This window comes from Arthrobacter sp. MYb214 (assembly GCF_002979865.1).
Classification (GTDB): domain Bacteria; phylum Actinomycetota; class Actinomycetes; order Actinomycetales; family Micrococcaceae; genus Glutamicibacter.
Map to the genome: position 1 here is coordinate 514,417 of NZ_PCPZ01000001.1, position 16,732 is coordinate 531,148.

The 16,732-nt window shown below is 59.9% G+C and carries 21 protein-coding genes; 3 read left to right on the forward strand and 18 right to left on the reverse strand.

The features are described from left to right. Nucleotides 1–9 precede the first annotated feature (9 nt). The 10 genes from CQ012_RS02275 to CQ012_RS02320 form a co-directional block, all read right to left on the reverse strand. A complete protein-coding gene (locus CQ012_RS02275; RefSeq protein ID WP_105661313.1) occupies nt 10–1,071 on the reverse strand; it encodes a hypothetical protein in 1,062 nt (353 codons plus the stop codon). Between the two features lie 9 nt (nt 1,072–1,080). After that, nucleotides 1,081–1,830, reverse strand: coding sequence for a hypothetical protein (locus tag CQ012_RS02280; protein WP_105661314.1), 750 nt, complete (start codon nt 1,828–1,830; stop codon nt 1,081–1,083). 9 nt (nt 1,831–1,839) lie between these two features. Then, nucleotides 1,840–5,124 (reverse strand): phage tail tape measure protein, encoded by a 3,285-nt coding sequence (locus CQ012_RS02285; RefSeq protein ID WP_105661315.1) that lies wholly within the window; start codon nt 5,122–5,124, stop codon nt 1,840–1,842. Nucleotides 5,125–5,147: 23 nt separating this feature from the next. Continuing rightward, the gene (locus tag CQ012_RS02290) at nt 5,148–5,366 is read right to left on the reverse strand and encodes a hypothetical protein (RefSeq protein ID WP_146112890.1); all 219 of its coding nucleotides are present in this window, start codon (nt 5,364–5,366) and stop codon (nt 5,148–5,150) included. A gap of 131 nt (nt 5,367–5,497) precedes the next feature. Beyond that, nucleotides 5,498–6,151: a hypothetical protein gene (locus CQ012_RS02295; RefSeq protein WP_105661317.1), complete on the reverse strand. Its 654-nt coding sequence runs from the start codon at nt 6,149–6,151 to the stop codon at nt 5,498–5,500. A 26-nt stretch (nt 6,152–6,177) separates the two neighbouring features. Beyond that, nucleotides 6,178–6,396, reverse strand: a complete 219-nt coding sequence (locus CQ012_RS02300) for a hypothetical protein (RefSeq protein WP_105661318.1) — start codon at nt 6,394–6,396, stop codon at nt 6,178–6,180. Nucleotides 6,397–6,487: 91 nt separating this feature from the next. Beyond that, nucleotides 6,488–7,006, reverse strand: a complete 519-nt coding sequence (locus CQ012_RS02305; protein ID WP_105661319.1) for a phage tail tube protein — start codon at nt 7,004–7,006, stop codon at nt 6,488–6,490. Between the two features lie 2 nt (nt 7,007–7,008). Then, nucleotides 7,009–7,227, reverse strand: a complete 219-nt coding sequence (locus CQ012_RS02310) for a hypothetical protein (RefSeq protein ID WP_105661320.1) — start codon at nt 7,225–7,227, stop codon at nt 7,009–7,011. A 12-nt stretch (nt 7,228–7,239) separates the two neighbouring features. Then, the gene (locus tag CQ012_RS02315; protein WP_105661321.1) at nt 7,240–7,662 is read right to left on the reverse strand and encodes a hypothetical protein; all 423 of its coding nucleotides are present in this window, start codon (nt 7,660–7,662) and stop codon (nt 7,240–7,242) included. Next, a complete protein-coding gene (locus CQ012_RS02320; RefSeq protein ID WP_286134553.1) occupies nt 7,662–7,991 on the reverse strand; it encodes an HK97-gp10 family putative phage morphogenesis protein in 330 nt (109 codons plus the stop codon). Before CQ012_RS02320 ends, CQ012_RS02315 begins: the two co-directional genes overlap by 1 nt. A gap of 67 nt (nt 7,992–8,058) precedes the next feature. Between CQ012_RS02320 and CQ012_RS02325 the strand changes: the two genes are divergently transcribed. Continuing rightward, complete coding sequence (locus CQ012_RS02325) at nt 8,059–8,253, forward strand: hypothetical protein (RefSeq protein WP_105661323.1); 195 nt, start codon at nt 8,059–8,061, stop codon at nt 8,251–8,253. Here CQ012_RS02325 and CQ012_RS02330 read toward each other — a convergent pair. The 5 genes from CQ012_RS02330 to CQ012_RS02350 form a co-directional block, all read right to left on the reverse strand. Further along, nucleotides 8,250–8,666 (reverse strand): DUF6093 family protein, encoded by a 417-nt coding sequence (locus tag CQ012_RS02330; protein ID WP_105661324.1) that lies wholly within the window; start codon nt 8,664–8,666, stop codon nt 8,250–8,252. The two genes, CQ012_RS02325 and CQ012_RS02330, sit on opposite strands and share 4 nt — an antisense overlap. Beyond that, entirely contained in the window at nt 8,666–9,037 is a 372-nt protein-coding gene (locus CQ012_RS02335) for a hypothetical protein (RefSeq protein WP_105661325.1), read from the reverse strand. The genes CQ012_RS02330 and CQ012_RS02335 overlap by 1 nt, the downstream gene beginning before the upstream one ends. Nucleotides 9,038–9,114: 77 nt before the next feature. Continuing rightward, a complete protein-coding gene (locus CQ012_RS02340) occupies nt 9,115–10,191 on the reverse strand; it encodes a phage major capsid protein (RefSeq protein ID WP_105661326.1) in 1,077 nt (358 codons plus the stop codon). Between the two features lie 18 nt (nt 10,192–10,209). Further along, nucleotides 10,210–10,560 (reverse strand): DUF2190 family protein, encoded by a 351-nt coding sequence (locus CQ012_RS02345; protein ID WP_105661327.1) that lies wholly within the window; start codon nt 10,558–10,560, stop codon nt 10,210–10,212. Between the two features lie 3 nt (nt 10,561–10,563). Next, the gene (locus tag CQ012_RS02350) at nt 10,564–11,757 is read right to left on the reverse strand and encodes a hypothetical protein (RefSeq protein ID WP_105661328.1); all 1,194 of its coding nucleotides are present in this window, start codon (nt 11,755–11,757) and stop codon (nt 10,564–10,566) included. 26 nt (nt 11,758–11,783) lie between these two features. Here CQ012_RS02350 and CQ012_RS17540 point away from each other — a divergent pair, with 26 nt between their 5' ends. Further along, a complete protein-coding gene (locus tag CQ012_RS17540) occupies nt 11,784–11,951 on the forward strand; it encodes a hypothetical protein (RefSeq protein WP_181148999.1) in 168 nt (55 codons plus the stop codon). Here the strand turns inward: CQ012_RS17540 and CQ012_RS02355 are convergent. The 3 genes from CQ012_RS02355 to terL are packed head-to-tail and all read right to left on the reverse strand — an operon-like array spanning nt 11,931 to nt 16,089. Beyond that, nucleotides 11,931–12,983 carry a phage minor head protein gene (locus CQ012_RS02355; RefSeq protein ID WP_105661564.1) on the reverse strand — a complete coding sequence of 351 codons (1,053 nt, stop codon included), beginning with the start codon at nt 12,981–12,983 and terminating at the stop codon, nt 11,931–11,933. The genes CQ012_RS17540 and CQ012_RS02355 overlap by 21 nt on opposite strands. Before the next feature lie 13 nt (nt 12,984–12,996). Further along, on the reverse strand, nt 12,997–14,529 hold the full coding sequence (locus CQ012_RS02360) for a hypothetical protein (protein WP_105661329.1): 1,533 nt from the start codon (nt 14,527–14,529) through the stop codon (nt 12,997–12,999). Nucleotides 14,530–14,544: 15 nt separating this feature from the next. Further along, on the reverse strand, nt 14,545–16,089 hold the full coding sequence (gene terL / locus CQ012_RS02365) for a phage terminase large subunit (RefSeq protein ID WP_105661330.1): 1,545 nt from the start codon (nt 16,087–16,089) through the stop codon (nt 14,545–14,547). A 22-nt stretch (nt 16,090–16,111) separates the two neighbouring features. On the opposite strand from terL, the gene CQ012_RS02370 reads away from it, so the two are divergent. Further along, nucleotides 16,112–16,732, forward strand: a complete 621-nt coding sequence (locus CQ012_RS02370; RefSeq protein ID WP_146112892.1) for a hypothetical protein — start codon at nt 16,112–16,114, stop codon at nt 16,730–16,732.

Here is a 16,732-nt window from a genome sequence, read left to right on the forward strand (position 1 = left end):
AACCCCCGTCTAGAAGTCCTGGAACTCAAGCTTCACCGTGTCCGACAAATCTCCCGAATACTGGATCACCCGCATCACGTGATGGCCATCCACAATCATCGGGTCACCATGCGAGTACAAATCGAACTGGCGTCCAAGCTTCACCATCGTCACCCGGAAAGCATCCGACGCGTTCATGCTCGCCGACCACTGCTCTACTGGGCCTGAAGCAACATCAGCTTCAGCCCATGTCCGGTCATACAGCATGTTCCCGTCCTTCTCCTTCGGGAACGACGCATCCTTCACCAAATGCGGGTACGGCGAACCACCGATTGATGCGACCTGGTACTCAAGATCCTGCTCCGAACCTTCACCCGTTCCGATCACCACCGTGGCGACTTCAGTCGCGTCCCTCTTGATTTTCAGGCCGTGGATCATCTTGTGATTCGCAGACAAGTTCACTGGGATCAGGCCACTCACTTCGACACCGTTGTAGATGAGCCACTCCAGCTTCGTTCCGTCAGTGGACCAGCGGGGCACCATCGCGATATCCGGTCCGCCATCTGCGTCCATGAGCGTTTCCAGCTCGTCGGCGACCATCGGCAGCTCGTACCCATACCAGGTACGCGAGCGAGTGCCACCAGTAGTTCCCTGCATGAAGATCGGCAATGAGTAAGCGCCGGCAGTGCCAGCCTCGATGACGCCACGGACCATGTCCCACAACGATGCTGACGCGATCGTGAATTTCTTCTTCATCAGATCCGTATACGTGGTGAACAGCATCCGTTTAGCGAGCAACGACCACAGATCAGAATGATTCACTGTGAGCCGCTTCGTGTCGTAGTCGTAATCCCAGGACCAGATCACGCCCGCATATACCGCTGATCCCTCCCATTCAATAACCAGTGTCCTGCGCACTACGTCTAGCAGGCCCCACCAGTCCAGCCCTTTCGACGTTGCTGCATTGAGCACCGCCGAAGCGGTACCGCCGGAGCCGCCGTTGAGTGCACAGGTCCAGGTGAATCCAGTAACCGGGATGACCGACTGTTTCTGCCCTGTGCGGGTGTCTACGCTCCAAACGCGCCAAGCCATGAGACCGCCTTAGAAATAGGTGTCGTACAGTTCGATCCGGCCACCCTTGGACAAGGTCACCGGAACCTTTCCGCCCGGAGGGATCGTAAAGGTTTGCGCGTCGCCGACCAATCCGCCCCCGGCCGCCATGGACAGATTGACGCGGAGCATCCCATCCCACATATCCACATGGTGTGTGGATGAAGATCCGGGAGAAGCAGTCACCGTGTATTTTTCACCGTTCGGACCAGTGATGGTGTATCCGCCCACTGTGACTGGGCCAGGCACCACGACGACAGGCCAGGCCGGAGCCGACCCGCGGTTCTCCACCATGGCCGCCACACCAGCACCAGCCGTGACAATCCGTCGCTCGCCAAAGATCCTGGGATCAGTGGAACGCAAACTAATCTGGAATGAGGTGTGCACATCCGTTACTGGGACAGCTTTGGTCTGCCGGGCCAGCATGACGTTCGCCCACTGATCAGGTCCATGACCAAAAACTTGGAGGGTTTTGATTTCCCCAGGCATGATGCAACCTTTCAGCGCGTTGATCGCCTCATGCTGGTGTGAATGAGTTTTCGAGCGTACACGTCCCGTGATGGTGATCAGGCGCTCCCGGTAGAACTCAGGGAGGACATACCCGCCGTGTCCGTATGGCACGTCCTCCCTGTTTTCCTTGACGTCAGGGGTATCCCACCAGCCGTCGACCGAGTTGACTTTCCATTCATGGGCGTGGGTATCGCCGGTGAGCGTTTGCACGCCAAGCTTTACGAGGTTCATACTCACCGCCTAACTGCGAAATTGGTTCTCAAAGAAGAACTTCAACTCGTCGGACAATTCACGGCGGACAGCATTAGCGTCCGTCGCACCATATATCGGGATGTTCAGGGTTACTGTTGTCCCCCCACTGCCCACCGATGATGGGTTGCCACTCGCCCGTCCCCCGCTGGCGAAGCTGGCGAGGTGCTGTACGGATGGGTCGTCGGCGTTAATTGCTCCAAGTACTCGGTTGTACTTGTTGGCTGACGATTTGCGGATGATCCACTCTTCGTCGTCCACGTTCGCAATCGGGCGGCCCTCGGACGTTACTCCGAGGATCATGTCCCGTCCAAGACCGGTACGTGGGAGCTTCCCGCCGTCCTCGTAGCCAGGCAAACTGATTTGCCCGCCGCGATAGTTGCCGGTCAGCCCGCCTGTACCGCCACGATGCACCGCTGATGCGCCCGAGTCAGTGAATCGGGTGCTTACTGCGATGGTGGCGAAGCGTGTGCGTGCCGCGTTCTTCAGTGCTTCTTCTGCGGCGCCGGTGATCGCTTGCGCGTTGATCTTCGCGACCCGCTTCTTAGCCGCGGTCTCGTCGATCTTCTTACCGGTTTCGTCGGTGCCGGTTTCCGACACTTCGATACGACCATCAGGCAGTTCGGTAACGATGTACCCGAGGGTTTCCAACGCCGAACGCACTTCAGGCGAGTTCTCCGTGATGGTTACGTTGCCCTCCGGAGTGGACTGCACCAACTCGTGAATCTCAGTGATCTTCCCCGCCAACGAATCAGTGTTGGAGTTGAACTGCACGTACACGCTGCCAGGTATCAGGCCCAGCTGGTCTGCGTAGGCTGCAGCTGCTTCCTTGCTGTAGCCCATCGCAGTCGCCTGCTTGATGAAGTTCTCCCGGCCGTGCGCGAGCTCTTCGGACATCTCAGCGGTGGTCGCACCGGCTTCACGCATCGGGTCAATGACCGCCAGCGTACTGGATGCGATACCGTCGAGCGCCGACGAACTCGCAAGGTACTTCTCTGAGGTCCGGTCGAACGCTTCACCGTTCTTGTCGACGACCTCACCGTTTTCCTTAATGGTCTTCGTTGCCGAGTTGATCGATTCCTGCAGTCGCCGGATCGCTTCGTTCTCACCAATGATGACCATGCCAGAATTGACCAGCGAGTCGTACCATTCGTCGACAGCATCGGCCGCTTCTTCCGCCGCCTTAGCCGCGTTCTCATAAGCGGTGGCCATGCCATCGATACTGTCTTTCGCACCCGGTGCTTCAGCCTTTACGCGCCCAAGGGCGATACCAACTAACCCAAGCTCATCGTTCGGATCGAGCTGTATGCCGTTCTCGGTCGCAAGGTTAGTGAGCGCCGACTTGAGCTCGGGGGTGCTGTTGATCAGGGTTGCCATTTCCTGATCGGTAAATTCGAGCTGTTCAGCAAGACCCTTGAGCGAATCAATACCCAAGTCCGACTCGCCCATGTCGAAAGCACGCGCAATACCACGAGCCGCTTCCTGCAATTGCAGAGCGTCCTCGGTAGCGCCACGCACGTCTCCCACAGACAGGTTCTTAGAAAACCATCCGGTTAGTCCGGTCAGTCCGCTAGTGTTATCAAGTTGCTCGATAGCGCGCTTCGCGTTACCAGCCTCTACGGAGACAGTACCGAAGTGTTCCTTAGCTAGATCGCCGGAGTTCTTGAAAACTGATCCGGACCAGCCATCGTCCTCGCCGAGGTTCAGGGCTCCACGGAGGTCTCCGCCTGTGGCGAGAATGTTGAAGTACTCTTCAAGATCGGGGCGGCCAGAGCGAGCCTCGGTGTTGATCGCCTCAATAAGCTCTTTGCCTATGAGCAGTCCGGCGCCAACGGTGGTAATTCCGCCGATAGCTTTTCCTACGCCACGAGCACGGGTTTCAAGCTGAGTCATCGGGCCTTCTGCGCGCTGTGTGGCAGCACGAAGGTCCCTAAGTCCAGTGACAGTGGAGACGATGTTTGGTGCGATCTTCATGAAGGCGCCCGCAACCAGCGCGCCAACACCGATGAATCCAGTGAGTATGGTTAGCGCAGTCTGTGCTGGTTCCGGCAGGTCCGTGTACCAGCCAACGAGATCGGCGATGCCTTCTGCCAGTCCGGCAATGACAGGTAGCAGGGCGGCTCCCGCGTCGATTCCTGCGTCCTTGATGTTGTTCCAAGCGACTTTGACCTTGGATTCAGCGGTGGCGTAGCGTTGAGCGGCTTCGTCGGCCAACGCCGAGTTTTCCTCCCACGCCTTGGACCCGAGCTCCAAGGACTCGGTAAGCAGGTCGCCGGAGTTCGCCAAGGCGAGCATGACCTGCATTTCCTCGGTGCCCTTGATGCCCATGTCCTTCAATGTGGCTGTCAGGTTTCCGCCAGCGTCGTTGGTGCGGGCGATGCCTTCGGCAACGTCCTGCAGGGCTTCCATTGGGGAGCTGCTGAACTTGGAAGCGAATTCCTCGGCTGAGGTGCCTGCTACGCCTGCGAATGCTTCGAGGGATTCTCCGCTTTCGTCGACTGCGGTGCGCATTTTCAGCAGGACACGGGTGGCGACACCGCCACCGAGCTCTGAACGCACGCCCATGGATGCCAGGGTGTTAGACAGCGCCAGCACGTCAGCTTCGGAAGCGCCCAATGATGCGGCGGCGCCAGCGATGCGTTGGGCCATGGACAGGATTTCTGCTTCAGTGGATGCACCATCGTTACCCAGTGCTACCAGTGCGGAGCCGAAGCGTTCCACGCCTTGCGCGCCTTCGCGTTCCATGGTGCCCATGACGTTGGAGATCTGCGCAATGTTCGTGGCAGCGTCTTCCGCGGTCAGGTTGGTGGTTTCGCCGAGGTCGATCATGGTGGCGGTGAAGCCTAGAACGTCGTCGCGGGCTACGCCCAGCTGGCCGGCGGCCTCGGCCACGCCTGCGATCTCAGCGTGCGTTGACGGTAGTTCCTTGGCTAGGTCGCGTAGACCGTCGGAGAGCTCTGCGTAGCCTTCTTCGGTGTCGTCGATGGTCTTGCGGACACCAGCGAATTGGGACTGCCAGTCCATGGCTGCTTTGGCTGACAGGACAAGCCCGCCGGTGATGGCGGTACCGGCGCCGACCATGGTGTTGGCGACTTGGCCCCACGCTTTTTCGTGCTGGTTCGCTACGTCTGTCAGGCGGCCTATGCCGGACTGGGATTGTGTGCCCGCGTCTTCGGTCTTTTTGGCGGTTTCCTTGGCTTTTGCGGAAACCCGGTCCATGTCCTTGATGAACGCACCGATTTCGGCGCTAACAAGAACTCTCAGCTTTTTGTCCACCGCTGGGCACCGCCTTTATTTAGTTATCCGTCAAGATGGGTGTCTTTCAGGTGGAGTTTCTGGCCCGGCCATGTGGTGCGGTTCTTGTTGGACGTGAATGTTTCCAACGCTTCGCAGCCGTGGCACATGGTGTCGTCGTGCACTTCGAACCGTCCGACGTTGTCGTCCCCGCGGGTGATGTGCGCGGGTAGGCCGCAGCCGGAGCAGATCGTTTTCAGGTATTTCGTGTATGCGATCTGCATGATTTTGTCTTGGTCGCAGTACGTCCCGTCGTCTTCCCGTACGCCCAGGAGCACGGTGACGGGGATGCGGCAGTCCCGCGCTGTTTCCACCAGGTCGAGCAGGTGGGCCCAGCGCGGGGTTCCGAGGGCTTCTACGATTTTGGGACGGTCACCTCGGGGATGTCCTGGGTGGCGCGTGCGTTCGCGTCGGCAAGCAACCGCATTTGTGCTTCGCCGAGCTTTTCGTAGAGGGTGCGGGCCTGCTCTAGGTCTAGGCTGACCAGTTGCCCCTTGTTCATGAGTGTGGTGGATGCTGCGATGATGCGGAGCCGAGACTCACGCTCAATGAATTTCCGAGTGAACTCGTTGACGTTCAATCGAACTAGGGCGTTTACGTCGGCCGGGGTCTTCACTTCCATGCGCGCTGCGGTCTTGCGGGCTTCGTTTTTGCCCAGCTCTGCTTGCTTGTCGATTTCCTCGGAGCACTCGGTGAGGACGGTTTCGCGGATGCCGGCAATTTCAGCGTCGGTGAGTGAGGTGACTCGGAAGATCCTCTTCGACGCATGGATGCGCATTTTCAGTTCATCAATCTCAGCGTCGATTGCGGCGTTCGGGTCACTGTTCCCGCCGAGGGCTTCGTCGCCCTCGGGGACTTCTTCCACGGGCTGTTTCTGTGCTTCGAGTGCGTCGATTTCGGCGATCAGGTCGAAGCGTGCGTACAGGTTGACGTTATGGACGGTGCGTTCGCCCATGGCCAGCCACTCGTCGAGGTCTAGCTCGCTGTTTGGTGCAATGTTTTCGGACATGATGATTGACTCCTAAAGGATGGGTGTTACTTGACTTGCAGGGTGTAGCATCGGCGGTCGAAGCCTTCGAACGCTTCGTTGAGGATCCGGGCACCGTTCTCGTCGCGCACGTATTCAATGACACGGACACGATCTGCTGTCATGTTGATTGACACCGTGTTTTCGGGCTTCAGCCCCAACGCTTCAACAGTTGCTTTCAGCTGGTCGCGGGACACCGTGCCCTCATAGTGGCGTTTCTCGGCCATGGTTGACTCCTAATGTTTGTGGTGACCCCAGAAAGGTTTAGAGTCCGGGCAGGAGCGGGAGTCAAGCACCCCTACCCGGACTGGTCTTTGGTTACGCTGCAGCGACCACGGCGCGAGGCGCGAAGGACTGCGGAGCGAACGACTGGTTGAACTTCTCGTAACCCGCAGTCGCCGGCGACAGAGTGCGTGGCGACAAGGTCAGGACCTCCATCACGGCTACTTCATCACCAGTGGCCAGTGGCACCTCTGATGGGTCTTCACCGTCAGCGACCTGGCCGATACGCTCCACGAGGTACCCGCCGATGCCCTTGTCGGTGAACGTAGTCCACGCGATGTCTTCGACAGCGTCCTTGAAGCGGAACATGTCGAAGCCAGCTTCGACGGTGTCCATGCCTGGGGCGCCGGCTTCGATGGAGTCGCACGGCGAAGGGTCGGTAATCACGGCGGTGCCGGTGATACCGAACTGGTAGTTCGCTACGGTCACGAGGCACGTCAGCTGGATGCCAGCTGCGACCTCGGCGACCGTTGGTGCGTTCTTGTTAGCGATGGTTGGTACCCACCACAGGGCGCGGTTTTTCATGTTGAGCATCTTTGGACCCTTGGCGGCCATAGCTACTTACCTTCTTTCGAGGATGGTACTGGTGCGAGGTTTGGGAAGCGTCCGTCCAGCCAGGTTTCTGGTACTGGGCGGCGCACTACCTGCTTGGTGTTGGTGTCGTATACCTTGACCTTCTTGCGCGGGTCGTAGACGCGGTCTGGTTGTGATGGTTCGGTGATCCGGGCTACCACCGCGGGGGTGGCTGGCTCGGTGACCTGTTTAGGGGTTGCCACGGTGGGCCTCCTTTAGGTGGTGGTGAGCCGCCACGAGAGCGGCAGGAAAAACCGGGCTGGTGTTGCCTGGTCGTCTTTGATGGGCACGGCGACCCGGAACGCGTCGGTGTCGACGTGCAGCCGGTGGTTCCCGATTCGTGTGTTGGTCAGCGCGGCGGCGACTATTTCTGCGCATTTGCGTGCGTGGCCCGGCGTGGGTCCGACGCAGTTCGTCTGCGGTGCCCAGTCATGCACGAGGGTGTCCGTCATGCCAGTCAGATCTGGGTCGCCGATGTCTGCCGGGATTCCAGCGAAGAACAAAACGTATGGCAGGACGTATCCTGCGCCGTCGGTGGGGATCTTGCCCGGGATGTACCCGTCGTAGGCTCGCCCGACAAGGGCTGGGATAGCTTTCAGCTTGGCTTCGAGCTCAGCACTGAATTGTGTTGCGTCCATCAGCTGTTCACTGCTTTCTCGATGATTTGCGCCATCGCCTGTTCGAACGCGTCAGCATGCTTGTCTGCGGCTGGTCGCATGAACGGTTGAGGGGCCATGCGGCTGGTACCGAATTCGAGGTACGGGCTGTAGCTGGCGGATGCCGCGACTTCAGCGGACGGTGATTCCTGGCTGACATTGCGCAGGTCGGAGGTTTTGATTCCAGAGCGGAGGAAACCGGTGTCCACCGGGGCCAAGGTTTTGGCTGTGCCCTCGATGTCCTTCGCGGTTTTCTTGACCACGGTCTTCGCCAGTTGACCAACCACCTTGGGAACAGTTCCGAATTCCACGCTTAGGTTGCGTAACTCTGAAGCATCAAAGCTCATGACGCCTCCCCTCGCTGGGTAAGGTGGATGGATGACTGAGAAACCAATCAAGCCTGTGAAGTTGAACCGGGCAGCGCTGTTCTTCCTCGTGGTCGCCGTACTCGGGTTCCTTGCCGGTACCGCAGCCCCGTTCTTCACCGTGATTGGTGTAATTGGTGCCGTGATGTGCTTGATCACCGGCGCCTTATGGTGGATCAACTGGGCCAACGGCCGGAAGGGACTCTAGGCCGGGTTTTGCTGGGTTTGGTTTTCCCATGCGATGAAGTCGTGTGCCCAGAGTTCAGAGCCGGTCATGCGCTGTTTGAGGATGTACTCAGTGGCGTTGCTGGTGATGATGTCGCCGCGCTCCCCCACATGAAGTTCAGGCAGCGTGCGGTCGTATGGGAGTTGGATCAGGTATTGGCGTGACTCGGTGGGCTGGCCTGCAAGGTCTGCGGCTTGTTCTCGCTTCAGCTCTTGGATGCGGGCCTTGCCAGACCAGAGTTGAGTGCGCCCTGTCCAGCCTTCAGGCAACGGGAATGGTGCAGGGCCGTCGGTGACACGGTCGATGACACAATCAGCGGTCATGCCGCCCGCGGCGACTGGCCGGTGATGCTCAGACCAGCCGTCTGGAATGATTTTGGTTCCGGGGAATGGCATCAGAAGACCCGCCATTCCTCAGCTTCGAGACGGCTACGGCCGGCGTCGATGATTTCAAACGTTCCACCCAAGGTTGGGTCGTCGTCATCGGCTTGGGCACGTAGGCCTGCGGCGAGTTTTCGGAGCGACTCAGCCACGGCGGGGCCGTCGCTGGTCAGGTCTTGCGTGCGGATCTTCTTCGATACCAACACCTCGGACACTGCGATAGCTTCAAGCGCGTCGGCGGCTGCGCGCTTCACAGCCCATCGGGCGCCTTCGGCCCAGTCCTGCAGTTCCAGATAGGTTTGCAGGGTTGGGTCGTTGATTAGTGGAGGGGTGCCCATGTCTGCGATCAGTACGCGTACCTGTCGGATTGCTGCTTCGTAGTCCATGACCACCTCTTCGAAAGTTTTGGGTATAGCTGAGGGGCATCACCGATGGTGGTGCCCCTCAGCCCTACGGGTTTGGGCTAAGCGCCCTTGGAGCCGTAGACGGCTACGGTGAAGCCCTTGGCGCCACCGGTTACGTGGCGGCCACGGAACCAGATGGTGTCGTCGTTGAACGAACCGTCGTTCACTGGCACCTGGCCACCGCCGACGCGCTCGCCCTGGTCACGCTTCACGCGGATATCCACGTTCTCGTGACCGATCAGGCCGGTCTTGACCACAGCCGGGTTAGCGGTAGCCTTGCCCGGCAGGAGCGCCCAGCTGGTGTTCTTGGTGGCCGCGCCGTTCAGGTTGATGAACTCGCGGGATACCTGCAGCTGCACCAGACCGCGGAACGGGTTGGTTTCCTCGGTCTCGGTGACGTTGCCGGCACCGTCGTCGACCTTGCGGACGATCTTCTCCGCGTTGAGGATCTGGCGTGCACGCATGGCCAGGCCCGGGCCTACCACGAGAACGATGGTGCTGACGTCGACCAGTTCCTTGCGGTGGTTCTCCTTCAGCGACATGCCCTCGATGGCGGCGATCATGTTCTCAGCGGTGAGTGGCTTGGTGTCCACGGTGCCGAAGAAGCCGGTCTTCAAACCGGTCGATCCTACGAGTACCTCGTAGATCTTGCGGTTCTCGGTGTTCACCGCGGCGTTGCCGAGTACCTTCGGGAAGTCAGCGAGGTCGGAGAAGTCGCGGGACAGCTGCAGCTCCCAGGTGAGGCCGAAGTTCTTACCGGTCTTGCCGGTCTTGATCTCGACGTCAGTCTCGGCCAGCTTGCCGCCCTTGTACTCTTCGCCTTCCTTCACGTCTTCGAAGTACTCGTTGCCGAACAGGTCGACCATCTTCTTCGGACGGAAGTCGGACAGGTTCTTCTCGAACGCGAACAGGTCGTATTCCTTGACCGCGTCCTTCTGAGCACCCATCGCTTCCTTCTCGAAAGCGGCACCGAGCAGCTTCGGGAAGTCGGAAGTGGTGAACGCTTCCATCAGGGTGTTCTGGCGGGAGAAGTTCGCGGGGTTGCGTCCTTCGCCGAACAGCTTGGCGGCTTCAAAGACGCGCTCTTCCTCAGTAGGTGCGGCGCGGAAGCCTTCACGTGCTAGTTCAATAGTCATGGTGTGTGACTTCCTTTCTTAGGCGCCGGCCGGAGCAGGAGCGGTGTAGCCGAACGGAACGACTTCCAACGGGGCCGCGGTGGCGGTCTTGGTGGCCAAGGCGACGCCCCATGGGGTGTTGCCGGTGGCGGTTGCGTCGAGCTTTCGGTCGCTGGTGATGTAGACGGGGTCGCCTACGTTGGTGATGGCACCGGTGACTTCGATGTCCCAGGAGCCGTCGAGCCATACGGTGGCGTTGCCGTCTTCCTGGCGGTCGATCTGGGCGACACCGGAGATGCGGCCGATCTGGACTGGTTCGCCGGATTTGGTGCCGGATGGTACTGGCAGTGCGATGTGCAGTGCGTTGGGGTAGCGCTGGTTCAGAGCCATGGTTTAGGCCTTTCCGTGCAGGGCGGCGATCAGTTCGTCGTCGCTGATCTTCTTGGATTCGGTGGCGCGTGGGGTGTAGGTTCCCATGCCTCGTGGGGTGCCTGCGCCCTGGTCGGCTTCGGACTTGGCTGCCGCCTCAGTGACTTCGGCGCGGAACTTGTCTGCGTCGAAGTCCTCTGGGGTTGCGACGGATTCTGCGAGGCGGGTGTAGAGCGCTGGTGCGTCTTCACCGAAAGCTTCGGCGACGATGCGCTTGGCTTCCTTGACCCGGTTCGCAGCGGCTTCGGTTGCGCGCTCTGCGGCTTCCTTGGCTCGTGCGTCCTTTTCGGCCTGCAGTTCTGCTTCCAGCGCGGTGGCCCGGCCGGCGGACTCGCGGAGCTGGGTCAGTTCCGCTTCCTCAATCTGGGTGGTTGCCATGGTGGCATCCTCCTTCTTGTTTTCGGTTACCCCGGCCGGAGTGGCGGGGAGAATGACGGGGTCGTATTCGACCCGTCGGCGAACCTCTACAGGTTCCCCGGAGAGGGTGACGTTGACACCGGTCAGCTCGTAGGCTTGCCGGAAGTACTTGTCACCGATTTCGTAGTAGACGTAGGTGTCATCGTGGTCAGCGACCCATGCGTAGTCGTCGTGGGATCCGCGGATGGTGGCTTGCAGCCACATGCGGATGTCGCTGGCGGTGGCTTCGGCGATGATGGACCGTGACTCAATGACCTTGGCAGCTTCGAGGACTTGCTCGATCTTCCCGCCGCGACCTGCTACGGTCACGAGGTCTGCCCTGTTGAAAGGGTTGGGGATAATGCGTTCCACGATCTTCTGTCCGGATTCGTTCACGCTGATTTCAGCGCTGGCGAAGATGCTGGCACCGATGTGCTCGTGGAAGTCGTCTACGAGGTCACGCCACGCGGAAGCGACTTTGGCTTCTGCCTGCAGTGCCCCGCCTTCGCCAACGTATGCGTCTTCTTCAAGGACGATCGCGAGGTTCCGCAGGGAACCTTCGGGGCGTTCCATCATCTCGGTTGGGGTGTCGTGGTCGATCATGCCCAATGTGCCACGAGGGAACGCACACTCAGCTGCAGCCGTTGCCAGTACTTCGGGCGTGTAGTCGCCGCTGGATCCTTGGCCGGGGCTGATCAGGGTCAGCAGGATACGGCCGGGGCCGCGCCGGGTAGCTGTCGCGGATTCGCGGATGTGTTTCATCTGGTGGATCTCCTAAACTGGTGTCCATGAGTGCTGACGACGCGAATGACACCCCGGGCGAGCCGGGCGCTTGCCCTGGCCATGAGTGGAAGGTGGGACGCGTTTTCTTGCGTCCTACGGGTGGTTCCATGTCTGTGGTGTGCAAGTGGTGCGAGACTGTCGAGTACTGGCCGTCAGCCAGCGACGGCACCTAGCAGGTCTTTCACCGGTGTTTGGATGTAGGAGTCGCGCCAGCCGTCTGCGGTGCGGAGGGTTGCGAGGTCTTCCCAGCCGATCTTGCCGTCGTTGAGCAGCTGCATCCTGGTGGGGCCCATGATCGATAGTTTCGAGTCGTCGGTCAGCCCGTCGTACCAAGCTCGGGCGTCGGGGAACGCGTCGGCTGGTTCTTCAATGTTGAACCCGAGCTCTTTCCACGACTTGGTGATGTCGATGCGTGCGCAGCGCCCATTCTGGTGATCCTCTGGGCCGAAGTCATCAACCGGGTACAGGGTGCCGTGCTTGGACAGGCAGGATGGGCAGGTGCGCCGGTCCAGGGTGCATTGCCATTTCCAGCCGGTCAGCAGGTCTTTGTTCTGCTTCGCGGAGGTGAGCGACCCGTTCCGGTGGGCATCGAGCATTTCAGTGCGTGCGATCCGTGTAGCCCGGGCTAGTCCACCGTTGAAGTGTCCCTCGGTTGCGCGGATCAGTTTGCGGGCAACCTCGCGGGGGTTGTCCCCCACGACGATGCCGCGGACCAACTCTTTACGCATCGCAGCGGCCACCCAGCCGGCCAGTGGCCGTGTTGCCGAGTGGATCTGCTGGGTTGTGCGCAAAACGATCGCATCTAACGCGTCCGGTGCTGGTGCGTCCAGCTCCAAACCGACGCCAGCCGCTTGTGGCGGCAGTTGGGAGCGCAGGACTGCTTCATGCGATTGCACCGCGTCCAGCACTGCATCAGCCAAACTGTTCTCGATGACTTCGTTAGCGCCCCGGGTGAGTTCATTCAGCACGGTGCGCGCTTGCCTAAGCGCTGCCTGCAGTTTCCGGTTGCGTGCGACTACTGCACGGGGCAACCGGTCAGGAGCGCCCTGCAGCAAGTCCAGCAACGCTTCGTTGAACAACGGGGTGAGCGTATCCCAGGCATCTACCCAAGCCTTGGTGAGTGCGACGGCTTGCTCGTCGGTCATCCGTTGGAGGCGACGGCGGGTGTCGGCGGCTATCAGCAGGGTTTCATCTGTGACAGCCACCGACAATCACCGCCTATTCTTGTCCAGCCCGGTACGCGTCAGCCGCGGCCTGCCCGGCCGCCACGAGAGGGTCGAGGAAGTTGCCTTCCTCGTCGATCATCTCTTCCAGCCACTCGTCAACGTCACGCACGCCCAGGGCGCGCATGATCATCTCAGCCAACAGCAGTGGCGGGATGTGCCCGTCGGCCTTCTCCAAAGCGTCCATCATGGTTTTCGGATCAACCTTGGTGATGTCCGGGAACGCGATGGTGAGCGTCCGGTCGTCTTCTTTGGTGAGCACCGTTTGGAGCCGGTCGCCGTCACGCACCGTCCTGCCTTGGCCACGCAGCACACCACGCGGGGCGATGACTGCCTGGTCGATGACGTAGCCGAGGATCTGCCGGCGCGCTTCACGCCAAACCTCTTGGCGACCTTGCATCGTCAGCGTGGTCGGGAAGTCCAACGTCTCCGCCACGGCACGGGCACCGGTCTGGCCGGGATCCGCCAGCAACATGGTCACTGGAATGCCCAACGCGGTGGCGACCATGGCTGCCAGTGGTTTCGCAGAGTCAGAGTCGATGGTGGCGCCGGTCTTCGGGACCGCTTCGAGTTTCGTATCATCGGTGGCGTTCACACCACCACCAGGTGCCATGCCGGCAACCTTTTCCAGCTCACGACGACCAGCCGCCGCGGTACGCTTCCCGCCCTTGCCGACGCGCTGCCAAACGATCTTGGACAAGGCGTTCATCATGATCGCCCACGCTTCAAGGAACTCCTTGTACCCGCGGGCCCACGGCAGCGCGGCGAATGCGTCGCCGATGCCGTATTGCCAGCCGGTGAGGGCGTTGACCTTGATGTGGTAGATCGGTGCATCCCAGATGATGTCGTGGCCGACACTGTTCGGGGTGGCCCCGTATCGGCGTTGGCGCATCTGCGGGCGGTAGTCGTACCGAGGGTGGTACGTGGTGACCTCTTGCTCTATGCCGGATGCGTCGCGTCGGTTCCAGACCCGCTTGTAGTAGCGGACAGACAGGGAATCTTCCGGGTCGGTGATCTGCTCTTGGATTTCCTCGAACGGGATCACACGGGGCTTCACACGTCCGGTAAGTGGGTTGGTGAACAGTGCGAAGAACACGTTGCCATCAGTGCCCAAAGCGAGTTCGTTGCGTGCCTGTGCTTCGGATCCGGCGAACACTTCCCGTACTTCCGGGTCATCCAACCAAGTCTGCACGAGGTCGTTCACGCGTTCACCGGTAGCTGTGGTGCCAACGCCCTGCCCGAAAACGTACGCTGCACGCAGTTCCAGGCCACGCTTGATCAGCGGGTTAGCGATCGCATACACACGGCACAGCTCAGCATTGCGGCGGCGCGCCTCCGGCGTGAGTTCGCGTTGCCCGTCCTGCAGGATCCGTTCCCAACCAGCATCTTCACGAGCCAATGACAGCTGGGCCATGGACTCAGTCAAGGTTTCTAGCTTGTGCTCCAACGAGGACACGGTGCCTACAGGGACGCGCTCGGTTGTGTCAGCTTCGGCTAGTGGCGCCCAATCTTCGAGGTTCAGATCCACACGGCACCACCATTCCTAGTAGGGCGACAGATAGTATCCATCGCTTTCGAGTTGGTCATATTCATCCGGCTGCACAATGTCATCCCCCAGCCCGTCGATTCGGTGCAGGAGCAACTGATTCACTGCTTGGGACATGGTGTCCAGCTGGTCATCGTTGGCGCCTGCAGGGAAGGACAGGGCTTCTTGGGTGAAGTGTTCCACCCAAGGACACAAGCTGGTTGCTGGGAGCACGATGTTCTTGGAGAACGCCAACGGGCTGACAGCTGACACGCGAGCGTATTTCGAACCGACTGGTTCGACTGGGATCAGCCCGATCACTGTTTTCTGCAGGGCGTTCATGACCGCGGGGCCGTTGGCTTTGTCTTCAACGAGTTTCGCGGTAGCTTCCGGCCACTTCGCTGTCATGGTTTCGATAGCGTCGCACGTCTCGTTGAAGTTCATCCGCCGGCGGACTTGGTCGAGCAGGTAGGCGACGTTGCCGACGCGTAACCAGATTTGGCCTACAACGTAGTCGCTGGTGTTCTCGCCCTTGAAAGCGAGGTCCCAAGACTGTATGAGCTCGTGGTCGTCACGGTCGATGCCGGGCACTGTGTGCCGGCCGTCTGCGTGTTCGATCCACATTGGTTGTTCGTAGCGGGCCCACTCAGTTGGCAGTACGCCGCCGTCATCCAGTGTCGGGTTGCCCTGGTAGAGGGACTGCCACACTTTAGGACCGACAGACACCTTGATCTGTTCCCACTGGTGCGGTGTGCGCTGGCGTGCTGATTCGAGCCACTCGCCGGGTTTACGGTCTAGTGGGTCGTTCTCCACGGCTTCGGCAGGAATGTTGAGTACGGTCCAACGGTCAGCGTCTTCACCGGCGAGCAGGCGGCCGGCTAGGTCGTCAGCGTGCCAACGAGTTAGCACGAGGATTACTGGTGCGCCGGGGGCGAGTCGGGTGATGCCGACTGACTGCCAGAACCCCCATGCTTGTTCGCGGTAGGTTTTCGAGTAGGCCTGCTCAAGGTTGCTGATGGGGTCGTCAATGAACAGAGCGTCCACGGCGCGACCGGTAAGGCCACCGCGGATACCAACTGACCGGACACCGCCCTTTACGGGTACTTGCTTTGTCACGCCCTTGTCGTCGGTAACGCTGCGCGTGCCGTCAAGTTTCCAACGTCGTGCTGCACCGTTGTCTTTGGCGACGCGTAGGCCGAGGTCGAGGGTTTCGTCGTCACCGTCGTTGCTGATGATGTGGTTGCGGATGTTGCGGCCGAACTCGTCTGCGAGGTCTTGGGCGTAGGAGACGATGGCGATGCGTCGGTCCGGGTTCTTGGTGAGGAACCAGAGCGGGCCGATGGTCGTAACCCGGGTGGACTTGCCTTCCTGGGGCGGCAGGTTGATGATCAGACGATCAATCTCCCCCGCCTCAACCTTGACCAGGTACTCGTCAATCAGATCCAGCGCCGGGGTCTGCAGCGTCGTTGGTTCGATAGCCTTCGCCAGCTGGCCGGGGGTCCCCCAGTCATGCTCGGGAACTTCGAATGCGCGGGCCGCGTACTCCGCCCAATCCAATAGCACGCTAACCGCCTAAGATACGAATGTGAAGAAATTGAATATCAAGAAATGGCTTGAAGACAAAACAAGCCGTAGATCTGCAGGAGCTCTCGTAGCTTGTTTGGCAATTGCGCTTGGAATGCTGCTACTCGCCATAGCGTTGATCCGCTTTATAGTTGAGCAGCGAGGAATCGGCCTCATCGCCCCTGCTGCAACGATAATCGCGACAGGCCTTGCCTCGTTTGCCGCAATTATAGGCATCGAGACCTGGGCCGAAAAACATGATGAGGATCGGCAGAGAGCGGAGTATAAGAATCGCGAAGAAGTCTATGGCGAAATGGCGCAAATAATGCTCTCCAGATTTCCTAACTCGGACGATGACGCAACACCGTACGATAAAAAACGAGATCGCGAGCTGAGGGCAATTGCCGCATTGTGGGCAAGTTCCGAAGTCATCAATACTCTTGGCTGTTGGCAAGCCCAGCTATCAGAAATTATGAAAGCGCATCAAGTCACTTCAGGAAGCATTGCGCTAACTGAACATCAACAGACATTGATCAGACGCCGATTCGGAGACTGTGTCGCTGCCATGCGACGCGATCTTTCCTCCGGCAATGGTCAGGCTGTGTCGTCCGAGGCGATACTCGCATCAATTTTCAACAGTTAA

Bases quoted from the DNA above. Each gene is read 5' to 3' on its own strand.
- CQ012_RS02345 (WP_105661327.1), bottom strand. From the start codon at position 10,560: ATGGCTCTGAACCAGCGCTACCCCAACGCACTGCACATCGCACTGCCA.
- CQ012_RS02340 (WP_105661326.1), bottom strand. From the start codon at position 10,191: ATGACTATTGAACTAGCACGTGAAGGCTTCCGCGCCGCACCTACTGAG.
- CQ012_RS02295 (WP_105661317.1), bottom strand. From the start codon at position 6,151: ATGTCCGAAAACATTGCACCAAACAGCGAGCTAGACCTCGACGAGTGG.
- CQ012_RS02325 (WP_105661323.1), top strand. From the start codon at position 8,059: ATGACTGAGAAACCAATCAAGCCTGTGAAGTTGAACCGGGCAGCGCTG.
- CQ012_RS02315 (WP_105661321.1), bottom strand. From the start codon at position 7,662: ATGGACGCAACACAATTCAGTGCTGAGCTCGAAGCCAAGCTGAAAGCT.
- CQ012_RS02350 (WP_105661328.1), bottom strand. From the start codon at position 11,757: ATGAAACACATCCGCGAATCCGCGACAGCTACCCGGCGCGGCCCCGGC.
- CQ012_RS02300 (WP_105661318.1), bottom strand. From the start codon at position 6,396: ATGGCCGAGAAACGCCACTATGAGGGCACGGTGTCCCGCGACCAGCTG.
- CQ012_RS02305 (WP_105661319.1), bottom strand. From the start codon at position 7,006: ATGGCCGCCAAGGGTCCAAAGATGCTCAACATGAAAAACCGCGCCCTG.
- CQ012_RS02275 (WP_105661313.1), bottom strand. From the start codon at position 1,071: ATGGCTTGGCGCGTTTGGAGCGTAGACACCCGCACAGGGCAGAAACAG.
- CQ012_RS02290 (WP_146112890.1), bottom strand. From the start codon at position 5,366: ATGCAGATCGCATACACGAAATACCTGAAAACGATCTGCTCCGGCTGC.
- CQ012_RS02330 (WP_105661324.1), bottom strand. From the start codon at position 8,666: ATGCCATTCCCCGGAACCAAAATCATTCCAGACGGCTGGTCTGAGCAT.
- CQ012_RS02280 (WP_105661314.1), bottom strand. From the start codon at position 1,830: ATGAACCTCGTAAAGCTTGGCGTGCAAACGCTCACCGGCGATACCCAC.
- CQ012_RS17540 (WP_181148999.1), top strand. From the start codon at position 11,784: ATGAGTGCTGACGACGCGAATGACACCCCGGGCGAGCCGGGCGCTTGC.
- CQ012_RS02335 (WP_105661325.1), bottom strand. From the start codon at position 9,037: ATGGACTACGAAGCAGCAATCCGACAGGTACGCGTACTGATCGCAGAC.